The sequence below is a fragment of the Vibrio sp. ZF57 genome, assembly GCF_001691235.1.
GTDB lineage: Bacteria > Pseudomonadota > Gammaproteobacteria > Enterobacterales > Vibrionaceae > Vibrio > Vibrio crassostreae_C.
The window spans coordinates 1-11586 of sequence record NZ_MAKD01000067.1 but is presented as its reverse complement, the minus strand read 5'-3'; the positions used below and the strand labels follow the sequence as shown (position 1 = coordinate 11586).

The following is an 11586-nucleotide window of genomic DNA, read 5'->3' as shown; positions in this document are numbered from 1 at the left end:
CAGCCACATCCCGGCACACAAGTCACTCGCTGCGGCTGCTCCCTTCCAGGCCTGACCGAGTTCACGAGCTATTGTTGCGGGAGGACCAGGCCCCCATAGATTCGTTTTCTAAGAGGCTTGCCTCAAAGAGTGATTGGATTATTAAGCATCACAGCAACCATTGCAAGCCCTTCCACCCTATTTTTGAACAATTGCGGTCTAAGTGCTTATCCTTTATTCAAACCATTAGAAAATCGCAGGTAAATTCACCATTTACCTGCATTTGGAAGGTTTGGATTGCTGGAGTACTAGATATCGATGTCTTCGTTATCTTCTGTGCGAATGATGTAGTCTGTCATCCACGCGGTACCTAATAGACACAACCACACCACAAAGACTGGGCTCGGTACTTCGATGCTTGGAGTAATCACCAGAGCCGCAAAACCGACCGTTGGCAGTGTCCAACACAGTAGTTTATTCCAGCGGAAGGTTTTCAAGCGCGTCAGCGTTTCCATCGATGCCATGATGCCCGTTACACACAAGGCAACCAAAGCGGCATAAGGTAAATCGGCTATCCATAATGGAAGTATTAAGCCTAATGACCACCAGCTGTGTCGGCTGGCAGGCTTAAGATGATTTGCCGCCCACCAAATCACGATGATTGATAAGGTTTGAAGTGTGGTAACCCACGGGACACCTTCAAGCTTGCCTGCTGATTGTGTCACCATGATCCCGACCTGCAAAGTAGTCACAATCAAGCCGGAAATAATCACGACCGACAAACTACTGCGTCTTGAGAAGACCACCATCAATAACGGGAATAGTACCCACGCACTGACAGACAGCGTGATAGGCTGCAAAGGAAGGGTTAGACCATAAGTGGTCATGGAAACAAGCAAAGCTAATCCTGCTATGCCCCCCTGCGGTAAAATCCATAAAGCAGGAATTACCATTGCAAGCACCGGGATATCTCCCTCACTTAAACTGATTGCTCTCGCGCAAACAACCGCTAATAATGTGGTGATCAAGAACTGAAACGTTGTAAATACCATAGCCCTCTCCTTCTACCGATCCGTGGTACCATACCAATCGTAGTAATTAACTGGTCACCCTAACTTGTTAAAAAACTCGATAACCTCGTTAGATTTTTTGATTGGAGAATGACTACTTATCAAAACTTCTTATCAAAAAGAGCGGCCTTGCTCTCAAGCTTTTTCCCTGCGCTATTTTTGAACACTTACTTACTGTGATTGGTATTTATGAACTAGGAACATTTAGTATGGACCAATTTTTGAGCCAAATCTTTGCTGTGATTCACCAAATTCCATATGGAAAAGTAACAACTTATGGAGACATAGCACGTTTTTCAGGATTTCCGGGCTATGCGCGCCATGTTGGTAAAGCGCTGGGTAACCTGCCAGAAGGTAGCAAACTGCCTTGGTATCGAGTGATAAACAGCAAGGGTGAAATCTCTTTAAAGGGTGATTCGTTCGACCGACAAAAGCAGCATTTGGTTAAAGAAGGGATTGAGGTGAGTGATGCAGGAAAGATCAAACTCAGAATATACAAATGGCAGCCCTAGAGCTGCCACTAATCGCTGATTCAACTGGCTAAGTTAAGCCAATCAAGATGCCTTAACAGTGGCATCGACTTCTGATTAACGAACACCAACCAAACGTAGGTCTGCTTGCTGTGTATTTTCTACATCAGTAATTACTGACTTAATCGTGTCCGTTATGAAACGCAGTTTGCCGTCAACATGAATCGATGCGCGCATGTTGTAACGGTGGTTAGCTTTAATTTTGTCGTTGTCGTAGCTCAGCTCGAATGCGAACGGTACTTGCTTACCGTCTGTGGTGAACTCTTGAGTTGCGATAACCGTCGATGGTGCATCAGCCAGTGAGATATCTTCTAGCGTAACGGTAACCACTGCATTCTCTGGCAATGCAATTCTTTCACGGTAGCTTACTGTTCCTGAAATCACTTGAGTGTTCTCTGCAACCACTTCCTGAGAAGCGCTCGTTTCTGATGTTGCTTGGCAACCAACAAGTAGGCCAAACGATACTAAAGACGTAATAAGAATTAGAGCCTTTTTCATATTCAATTTCTCTCAACATGTTTGCCGGACTCGGCAAATCTACTCACCAATTATAAGAGAGCTTTCATATTCTGTCTTGAAACCCTATGATTTATTGACAGATATCTGACTAAGCTAAATGATTAACACCATAATCTGACACCCATTTTACGAAGAGGAATGCTGGCGATGAGTCAACCTTTACAAGAATTACTAAGTTTACTTCAGCTAGAAAAACTGGAAGAAGGTTTATTCCGTGGGCAAAGTGAGAACCTAGGCCTACCACAGGTATACGGCGGTCAGGTATTGGGACAAGCGCTTTCTGCTGCTCGTTATACCGTTCAAGACGACCGTAGTGTTCACTCGTTCCACAGTTATTTTCTGTTTCCCGGCGATCCTGAAAAGCCAATCATTTACGATGTTGAGAACCTACGAGATGGACGCAGCTTTAGCACACGCCGTGTAAAAGCGATTCAAAATGGCCGCCCTATTTTCTATCTCACTGCTTCTTATCATGGCGATGCGCCAGGGTTTGAGCACCAGATTTCAATGCCTGATATTCCTGGGCCAGAGAACTTTGCATCTGAAACCGAGTTAGCGAGTCACATTGCGGAGTTCCTACCAGAGAAACTGCGCAAAACCTTCTGTGGCGAAAAGCCGATTGAGATGCGTCCGGTGACGGTGGTAAACCCACTGAAACCTAAGAAGACGGAAGCGAAACAATACCTTTGGGTAAGAGCGAATGGCGCGATGCCAGACAACCACTTGATCCACCAATACCTGCTTGCCTACGCATCGGATTGGGGATTCTTAGTGACGGCGCTTCACCCACATGAAGTCTCTATCATGACGCCAAACTTCCAAGTAGCGACGATTGACCATTCAATCTGGTTCCATCGCCCATTCAAGATGGATGAATGGCTGCTTTATGCGATTGAAAGCCCAACGGCGGCGAACACTCGCGGCCTAGTGCGCGGCGAGATCTTCAACCAGAAAGGTGAGCTGGTAGCGACAGCAGTACAAGAAGGTGTGATGCGTTTTACTAAGTAGCGCTCAAATAAATAGCGGATAAACGCTTCTTACAAGCCACAAATATGCACAAACAAAAAGAGGCTAGGTTTAATACCTAGCCTCTTTCTTTAATGACGCTTAAGAAAATTCGTCACCTAAAAATCATTAAACCTACTCAACTTCTAACGTTGGCTCAAACTCGCTCTGAACTCGCGTTTTGATACCATCACCTGCGTCACGCAGTAGGTTAAATGGCGATAACACTACGCCTTTCACCGCGCCCTCTGCGGCTCCCTGAGCGAGCTCTTTACTCTTATCAGCTAACAAATTAGCTTGCGCCAAAATACCTGGGACTTCCGCTCGTAGCATTTCAGATTCAGTGACGATGACAGGAATAGTCTGTTCGCGGTAAGACTTACTTTCAGCGAGCATTGGTGGCATTACATCTACGCGGTATCTCTTTAATTCCGTTAATGTTGGAGGAATAACATCGGTTCTTACCTGCTCGACTTCCGTTCGAACATTTTTGACTTCATCTAATATCGCAGGGATTTTGTTGTCGACCGAGGCTACTGTTTGATTCACGTCATCGATCGTCTTTCTAACTTCTTCGACAGTGTTTAACACCTGAGGAGCAAGATCGCTGACATGTTCAGCAAGCGCTAATAGCTCTTCTACTTTGAGCCCTTTCGTGAGGCCCGAAATGTCTTCGATAACTTGCGGATAAGTATCAACGATTTCACCGACTTTATTGGTAAACGAGTAGATGGTGTAACCCAAGTAAAAAATGGCAACCGCCAATACTAGCTGGATAGCGGTAGATACTTTTGCAAACATGAATAATCCTTTTCTTTATCGCAGAGGCGATATCTAAACTGAGACGATAGTTAAGCTCAGACGATTGTTAATGCGTAACTAGGCGTAGCTTAAAGCGGCAATGCTGTCGTGTACTTCAATGGTTCCATCGCAAATGTCGAGGTCACATTAGAGATACCATCAATGCTATTCACCAAGCGCTTGTAGAAATCATCAAAGCACTTCATGTCTTTCACCTGAACCTTCATCATATAGTCATATTCGCCAGCCATGCGATAGAACTCCATCACTTCTGGAAACTCCGACACAGTATTCACAAAACGACCATACCACTCGTGAGAATGATCACTGGTTTTAATCAATACGAACGCGGTAAAAGAAAGATCGAGCTTTTCGGGATTCAGTAACGCCACTCTTTTCTCAATAATGCCGTTCTCTTCGAGGCGCTTAAGTCTTTTCCAGCAAGGCGTTGTGGTGAGATTGACTGCTTCAGAAATATCGTTCAATGACAGGGTGCTGTCTTCTTGCAGTAACCCTAATATTTTTTTATCTACGGCATCTATCACACTTTCACCAAATCGCATTTAAAGAGAATAATTTTCTACAATTTAAGCAAAACAAAGCAAATATGGCAAAGTTTTTCTCTCCGATTATAGATAAATTAGAACCATACCAATTACAAAGAATTCCTACACTCGATCAGGAGAACGTTTATGTGCACTGACCATCAATGGATTAACAACGCGATTCGTAAAATTGAAGCGGACTACCAACGCTCAGCGGATACGCACCTTATCAAGCTCGATCTACCAAGTATCGAAGGCATTGATGTTTACCTTAAAGATGAAAGCACACACCCTACAGGCTCTTTAAAGCACCGCTTAGCGCGTTCTCTGTTCTTATACGCTATCTGTAACGGTTGGGTTGGCCCAGAAACAACGATCATTGAATCTTCATCAGGCAGTACTGCAGTATCTGAAGCGTACTTCGCTCGCCTACTTGGCCTGCCGTTTATTGCGGTAATGCCGAAATGCACAGCGAAGAAGAAGATTGAGCAGATTGAATTCTACGGCGGCCAAGCGCATCTTGTTGACCGCTCAGATGAAATTTACGATGAGTCTCGTCGTTTAGCAGAAGAACTGAATGGTCACTACATGGACCAATTTACCTACGCTGAGCGCGCAACCGACTGGCGTGGTAACAACAACATCGCGAACTCCATTTTCAATCAAATGCAGATGGAAGATCACCCAGTTCCAGCGTGGGTAGTAATGAGCCCAGGTACTGGCGGTACGTCTGCAACTATCGGCCGCTTCATTCGCTACCAACAGCATGAAACTAAGCTTTGTGTTGTCGACCCTGAGAACTCGGTATTCCACGAATACTTCCAAACCGGCAATGCGAACGTGAAAGGCAGTACATTCAGCAAAATTGAAGGCATTGGTCGCCCACGAGCAGAGCCAAGCTTCATTCCTGGTGTGGTTGACGAAATGCGTAAAATTCCAGATGCAGCAAGCATCGCAACGACACATTGGTTATCTGACATTCTTGGCCGCAAGGTTGGCGCATCTACGGGTACAAATATGTACGGTGTGCTTCAACTGGCAAGCGAGATGAAAGCACGCGGTGAGACAGGTTCTATTGTGACTTTGCTATGTGACAGCGGTGAACGTTACCTAGACACTTACTTCAACGACGAGTGGGTGAACAACAACATTGGTGACCTACAACCGTACGCGGCGAAGTTAGAAGCTTTCTCGCAAACAGGTGAGTTGGCTTAACCACAGAGTAAGCACCGGCGCCAAAATTAAAAAGAGCCCTTGATGGGCTCTTTTTTGGTTTATTCTATTCATCAATTTCTAGCGAGAACAAATTATTCTGGCTTCTGCTTCGCTTCAAACGCCGCTAGTTGCTCAGGTGTCGCTTTTGGCTGATGGTTTTGTTTCCACTCATCGTAAGTCATGCCGTATACGCGCTCACGAGCGTCATCGATATCCAAGTCTAGGCCTTGTTGCTCAGCTTCCGCTTTATACCACTTGCTGAAACAGTTACGGCAGAAGCCAGCCAAGATCATAAGGTCGATGTTCTGAACATCCTTATTGTTGTCTAGGTGTGCTAACAGGCGACGAAAGGTTGCTGCATCTAGCTTATCTTGTTCTTCTTGAGAAAGATCTTTGTATTTAAATTCAGCCACTTTACTTTCCTTTATTCGATTTATTGTATTAATTCGTTGAGCTCTGTTTGTTATACAAAAAAAGCCTGCCATTCGCTAGGAGCAAACGCAGGCTTTTCAATATTGTTACACTATTCCATGTTCATTAGCCGTGCGTGTTCATTAACCGTGACTGCTTCTTCCCACGTTGTCATGGCTCAGCTCTTTATTTAGAACCGCTTCCACATGACCCGGAGAGCGTGTTGAGCCAGAAATCAGTCGATACATCGCAGGGATTACGAACAGAGTTACCAGTGTCGCGAAACCCATACCGAAGAAGATAACCGTACCCACTGCCACTCGGCTTTCATAGCCTGCGCCCGTTGAAGTAATTAATGGGATTGCACCGGCTAGTGTGGTGAACGCCGTCATCAAGATTGGACGTAAACGTCGAGCCGAAGCATCAATGATCGCCTTTTCAAACTCAATGCCACGGTCACGAAGTTGGTTAGCAAACTCTACGATCAAGATACCGTTTTTGGTCACCATACCGATCAACATGATCATACCAATCTGGCTGTAGACATTGAGCCCTTGATTCATCAACACCAAACCTAAGAAGCCACCAAAGATACCCATAGGTACAGTGAACATCACCACCAGCGGGTTAATGAAGCTTTCAAACTGCGCGGCCAGTACCAAGTACGCGACCAGCATCGCTAGCGCAAATACCACTAAGATACTTGATTGGTTCTCTTTAAAGTCTTTTGACTCGCCAGAGTAACTCACTGAAATATCGCCCGGTAGCTGTTCAATCGCTTGTTCATCAAGGAAATCAAGTGCGTCACCCAGCGTGTAGCCTTCCATTAGGTTCGCTTTGATGGTCACCGATTTCTGCTTGTTGTAGTGCGACAAACGAATCGAGGATGCCACTTCTTCAATGTGCGTCAACGTATCGAGTGTAACCAGCTCACCAGACTGAGTTCGCATGTAGATTTGGCTCAAGTCATTAGCATTATTAAAGCTGTTCTCATCACCACGAAGGTATACGTCATACTCTTCACCACGGTCAACGAAAGTGGTTTCACTACGGCCGCCAAGCATGATCTCTAACGTATCTGAAATATCCGAAACGCTAACGCCTAGCTCGGCTGCACGTTGTTTATCTACGGTTACCAATAACTCTGGTGTTTTCTCAGAGTAATCGATGTCCGCACCTTCCATCATTGGAGAGTCTTCAGCCGCTTGCTTTAACAGTTCGCCCCATTTCTGAAGCTCAGAGTAATCAGAGCCACCCAGTACGAATTGAACAGGCTCACTTGAACCACCTTTGAAGCCCGGCATAAATGGGAATACACGTACATCAGGAATACCATTTAAAGATTTACGTACTTCGTTCAACGCTTCCTGAGCGGTTTCATCACGTTCATCCCAATCTTCCAGGATCATGATAACGAAGCCCGTTTGGTCGCCCGCATTACCACCAAACGCTGGTGATTGAATACTAAATGACTTCAAGAAACCTTGACCAAGCAGCGGCATTAGGCGCTCTTCAACGATGTCCATATTGGCAGACATACGGTTGTAACTGGTTGCATCAGCACCACGAACAAACGCAAAGATAACACCACGGTCTTCTTGAGGCGTCAGTTGCGACGGCACTTGTTGCATCAAGCCATAGCTACCGCCCATACACGCGATAATGATGATTGGAGCTGCCCAACGCCAGTTTAAAGCACGGCGCAATACCGCTTTGTACCCGGCTTCTAGCTTGCCAAACACACGTTCTACAAATCGATTGAAGCGATTTGGTTTCACGTTCGCTTTCAGAATTTTACTACCCAGAACCGGTGTTAACGTCAATGCGACTAGCGACGAGAAGATCACCGACATCGCCAACAGTACCGAGAACTCCGTAAACAGGAGACCGACCATGCCATCCATGAACGAGATTGGCAGGAATACCATCACCAATACAAGCGTTGTTGCGATTACCGCGAATCCTACTTCACGCGTCCCTTTATAAGCCGCAAGCAGTGGCGATTCACCACGTTCAATGTGGTGGAAGATGTTCTCAACCACTACGATAGCGTCATCAACCACCAGACCTATAGACAGGATAAGTGCCATCAAGGTAATCAAGTTGATAGAGAAGCCGAAGTAGTACGCCGCAATAAACGACGAGATTAGCGATACAGGAACGGTCACTGCTGGAATCAGCGTTGCACGCGCTTGACCAATGAAGACGTAAAGCACGAGGATAACTAAACCACCCGTAATAAAGAGTGTGCTGTAAACCTCTGAGATCGAACGATCGATAAAGACAGTTGAATCATAATCGACAGCTAAACGAGTACCATCTGGCAAGAACTTTTGAATTGCTTCGACTTCTTTATGGACCAAGTCAGCAACCTCAAGTGGGTTCGCATCTGACTGAGGCACAATCCCCATACTAACGTTAACAACGCCGTCACTCTTAAAGGTCGAGTTCTCGTTTTCTGCCCCAATGTAAACATCAGCAACGTCTTTTAAGTAGATAGGTGTGTTATCAGAGGCACGCTTAACAACAAGGTACTCAAAATCTTCAGCTTGGGTATATGAACGAGCGGTACGAACCGACATCACAATCGCATCGTTACGTACTTCACCACCCGGGCTTTCAATGTTCTCACTGTTTAACGCAGAAGTGATGTCCGAAGTAGTAACGCCACGACCAGCCATCTGCGCAGGTTTCAGCTTCACATACATTACTTTGTACAAGCCACCAGAAATATCCACTGAACTCACACCAGAAATTAAACTAAAGCGGTCAATCAATACACGTTCGGTGTAATCGGTTAACTGCGTTCGGTCCATCTCAGTCGAGCTTAAGTTAATGTAGACCGAGGCTTCACCACTACCATTGTTCTTATAAACAATTGGGTCGTCGGCTTCATCTGGCAACGAACGCTGAGCACGAGCTACCGCATCACGAACATCACTGACACCAGTATTAAGGTCGTAACCAAGCTCAAAAGTAATCGTGATACGCGACATACCGTTACGCGTTGTGGATTCGATCTCATCGATACCACTGATGCCGGATAACTGGTCTTCAAGATTGGAGGTTATTTGACTTTCAATGATGGTGGCAGACGCACCCTCATAACGAGTACTGATCGATACCACCGGGCTTTCAATATCAGGCATCTCGCGAACTGCAAGCTTATTGAAAGAGACAATACCAAACACAACCAAAAGCAGACTCAATACGACAGCCGCTACTGGTCTCTTTACAGAAACATCAGATAACAACATTAGTTAGCGCCTTCTTGTGCTGCTGTATTTTCATCAAGTTTAGCTGGGCGATTAACGGCAAGCTCTTGAACCAAGACGCCGTCACGCATGTTCACGATACCTTGCACCACGATCTTCTGGCCAATCTCGATGCCCTTGTCGATCACAACTTCGTTATCGATACGAGCCCCGAGGAAAACTTCAGTACGAGTCGCTTTGTTGTCTTCGCCAATAACATAGACAAAACGCTTAGTACCAGAATACTCAAGCGCTTGAACTGGGATGATCGGCGCTTCTACTGGAGGGAAGTCCATATCAGCTGCCACTAGCATGCCCGGCTTTAGGTAATCATTATTGTTGTCGAAGTGGATTCGAACTCGAAGGTTCAAAGTTTCAGCATTAATACGAGAATCAATGCCTACCACTGTGCCAGTGAACTGAGTCTCGCCCCACGCACTGGTGCGAGCCGTCACTGTCATGCCTTTAGACAGCTTAGAAAGGTAACGCTCAGGAATTTGAAGATCTAACTGCATCACAGACAAATCATCTAAAGTCACAAGCTCAGTACCTGCTGTCACCATTTTTCCGCGGCTAAAGTCGATAAAACCGACCGTGCCAGAGAAAGGCGCGCTGATGTGTAAGTCTTTAAGATTGGCATTGGCGGCAGCTAGGCGAGCATTGGCGATCTCTACGTTCGTTTTCTGAGCGTCAATTTCAGTTTGCGTAATCGCATTACGTTTCACTAGTCGTTGGAATTCCGCTAGCTTACGTTTCTCGTCTTTTAGGTACGCTTGCGCTTCTGCAACTGCAGCTTTTGCTTTGTCGTCATCTAATTGAACCAACATCTGCCCTTTGGTGACATCTTGATTGGCTTTGATGTTGATAGAGTCAACTCTGCCCGCTACTTCAGAGGTAATGATCACAGATTGTTCTGCTTCTAACTTACCTACCAAAGAAAGAGATTGGCTAACTTGGTGAATATCAACTTGCTCAGTAACAACAGTGACAGTGCTAGGGCCCATGCGTTTAGCTAGTGCGGCTGGAGACGCCATAAGAATAGACAAGCTAAGCAGGGTTAAAACAGATTTACGCTTCATAATAATGGTCTGCAAGTAAGTTTATACCAATCACAGTGAGTAAGTGGTCAGAAATAGCGTAGGGAAAAGGCTTGAGAACAAGGCAGCTCTTTTCAACAGATAGTTTCGATAAGTAGTTATTCTACAATCAAAATATCTGACGCTGTTCTCGAGCATTTTAGCAAGCTAGAATGACAAGTTACTTACTACGATAGGTATTATTATCTATAAATGAAATTAACCGTATTCTATCAACTGATGAATGCTGTAACGTCAAGAAGTGTAAATCTAGATTAAATTCCATTTACGTTTCTTGGCGAATTGCACAAACCAAACACAATGTAGAAAGCGAGTTACCTCAAGGTGTTACCTATCACTACGTAAACCTTAGTACAGATGTTCACTTCCCGAGCAATATGCGTACTTTTCGCCATCTTTGCCCAAAAAGGCAGCATTCAACACAAAACCATAAGAAAAACTCTTTACAGGTTTAACGTGTTTGCTATGATGCGCTCCGCACTTGAGAGATGCGTTGGGAAAAACATCTCTTTAGCCTATCCATTATGAGTTAGGAAATGCGTTGGGAAAAACATCTCTTTAGCCTATCCATTATGAGTTAGGAAAACACCCCGGGAGGGGTTCCCGAGTGGCCAAAGGGAGCAGACTGTAAATCTGCCGGCTCCGCCTTCGATGGTTCGAATCCGTCTCCCTCCACCATATTCCTGCCTTCGATGGTTCGAATCCGTCTCCCTCCACCATATTCTTCTTACCTCTTTTAAGAGTTAAGAGAGCAACCTGATTGATGGGCTTATGGGAAAACATCAATTTAGGCTTACTTTGTGAAGAGTAAGACACACCCTGGAGGGGTTCCCGAGTGGCCAAAGGGAGCAGACTGTAAATCTGCCGGCACTGCCTTCGATGGTTCGAATCCGTCTCCCTCCACCATATTCTTCTTACCTCTTTCGAGAGTTAAGAGAGCAACCTGATTGATGGGCTTATGGGAAAACATCAATTTAGGCTTACTTTGTGAAGAGTAAGACACACCCTGGAGGGGTTCCCGAGTGGCCAAAGGGAGCAGACTGTAAATCTGCCGGCACTGCCTTCGATGGTTCGAATCCGTCTCCCTCCACCATATTCTTCTTACTTCTTTCGAGAGTTAAGAGAACAACCTAGTTGATGGGCTTATGGGAAAACATCAA

The 11586-nt window shown here is 45.4% G+C and carries 10 protein-coding genes, 3 tRNA genes and 1 other RNA gene; 6 read left to right on the top strand and 8 right to left on the bottom strand.

What is annotated here, in order from left to right; genetic code table 11:
* An RNA gene (gene ffs, locus A6D97_RS07595) (signal recognition particle sRNA small type) lies at positions 1 to 91 on the bottom strand.
* 196 nt (positions 92 to 287) lie between these two features.
* The gene (locus A6D97_RS07590; RefSeq protein WP_017064066.1) at positions 288 to 1031 is read right to left on the bottom strand and encodes a hypothetical protein; all 744 of its coding nucleotides are present in this window, start codon (positions 1029 to 1031) and stop codon (positions 288 to 290) included.
* A gap of 227 nt (positions 1032 to 1258) precedes the next feature.
* On the opposite strand from A6D97_RS07590, the gene A6D97_RS07585 reads away from it, so the two are divergent.
* The gene (locus A6D97_RS07585) at positions 1259 to 1561 is read left to right on the top strand and encodes an MGMT family protein (RefSeq protein ID WP_048609271.1); all 303 of its coding nucleotides are present in this window, start codon (positions 1259 to 1261) and stop codon (positions 1559 to 1561) included.
* A gap of 75 nt (positions 1562 to 1636) precedes the next feature.
* Here A6D97_RS07585 and A6D97_RS07580 read toward each other — a convergent pair whose 3' ends face one another.
* On the bottom strand, positions 1637 to 2077 hold the full coding sequence (locus A6D97_RS07580; RefSeq protein WP_017058951.1) for a YbaY family lipoprotein: 441 nt from the start codon (positions 2075 to 2077) through the stop codon (positions 1637 to 1639).
* A gap of 168 nt (positions 2078 to 2245) precedes the next feature.
* On the opposite strand from A6D97_RS07580, the gene tesB reads away from it, so the two are divergent.
* Positions 2246 to 3106, top strand: a complete 861-nt coding sequence (gene tesB, locus A6D97_RS07575) for an acyl-CoA thioesterase II (protein WP_029235187.1) — start codon at positions 2246 to 2248, stop codon at positions 3104 to 3106.
* Positions 3107 to 3238: 132 nt separating this feature from the next.
* Here tesB and A6D97_RS07570 read toward each other — a convergent pair whose 3' ends face one another.
* Together A6D97_RS07570 and A6D97_RS07565 are read right to left on the bottom strand one after the other, a co-directional pair.
* A complete protein-coding gene (locus A6D97_RS07570; RefSeq protein ID WP_065584123.1) occupies positions 3239 to 3904 on the bottom strand; it encodes a hypothetical protein in 666 nt (221 codons plus the stop codon).
* A gap of 89 nt (positions 3905 to 3993) precedes the next feature.
* Positions 3994 to 4467: an Lrp/AsnC family transcriptional regulator gene (locus A6D97_RS07565; RefSeq protein WP_017078855.1), complete on the bottom strand. Its 474-nt coding sequence runs from the start codon at positions 4465 to 4467 to the stop codon at positions 3994 to 3996.
* 129 nt (positions 4468 to 4596) lie between these two features.
* Between A6D97_RS07565 and A6D97_RS07560 the strand changes: the two genes are divergently transcribed.
* On the top strand, positions 4597 to 5664 hold the full coding sequence (locus A6D97_RS07560) for a PLP-dependent cysteine synthase family protein (RefSeq protein WP_017098794.1): 1068 nt from the start codon (positions 4597 to 4599) through the stop codon (positions 5662 to 5664).
* A gap of 92 nt (positions 5665 to 5756) precedes the next feature.
* Here the strand turns inward: A6D97_RS07560 and A6D97_RS07555 are convergent, their stop codons facing one another.
* The 3 genes from A6D97_RS07555 to A6D97_RS07545 all read right to left on the bottom strand — a co-directional run bounded on the left by A6D97_RS07555 (position 5757) and on the right by A6D97_RS07545 (position 10408).
* Positions 5757 to 6077 carry a DUF1244 domain-containing protein gene (locus A6D97_RS07555; protein ID WP_004736423.1) on the bottom strand — a complete coding sequence of 107 codons (321 nt, stop codon included), beginning with the start codon at positions 6075 to 6077 and terminating at the stop codon, positions 5757 to 5759.
* Positions 6078 to 6218: 141 nt separating this feature from the next.
* The gene (gene vexH / locus A6D97_RS07550) at positions 6219 to 9332 is read right to left on the bottom strand and encodes a vibriobactin export RND transporter permease subunit VexH (protein ID WP_065584122.1); all 3114 of its coding nucleotides are present in this window, start codon (positions 9330 to 9332) and stop codon (positions 6219 to 6221) included.
* Positions 9332 to 10408, bottom strand: coding sequence for an efflux RND transporter periplasmic adaptor subunit (locus A6D97_RS07545; protein WP_065584121.1), 1077 nt, complete (start codon positions 10406 to 10408; stop codon positions 9332 to 9334). The genes vexH and A6D97_RS07545 overlap by 1 nt, the downstream gene beginning before the upstream one ends.
* 611 nt (positions 10409 to 11019) lie before the next feature.
* On the opposite strand from A6D97_RS07545, the gene A6D97_RS07540 reads away from it, so the two are divergent.
* The 3 genes from A6D97_RS07540 (at position 11020) to A6D97_RS07530 (ending at position 11519) form a co-directional block, all read left to right on the top strand.
* Positions 11020 to 11104 (top strand) — tRNA-Tyr (locus A6D97_RS07540).
* A 143-nt stretch (positions 11105 to 11247) separates the two neighbouring features.
* A tRNA-Tyr gene (locus tag A6D97_RS07535) sits at positions 11248 to 11332 on the top strand.
* Between the two features lie 102 nt (positions 11333 to 11434).
* Positions 11435 to 11519, top strand: a tRNA-Tyr gene (locus A6D97_RS07530).
* Positions 11520 to 11586 lie beyond the last annotated feature (67 nt).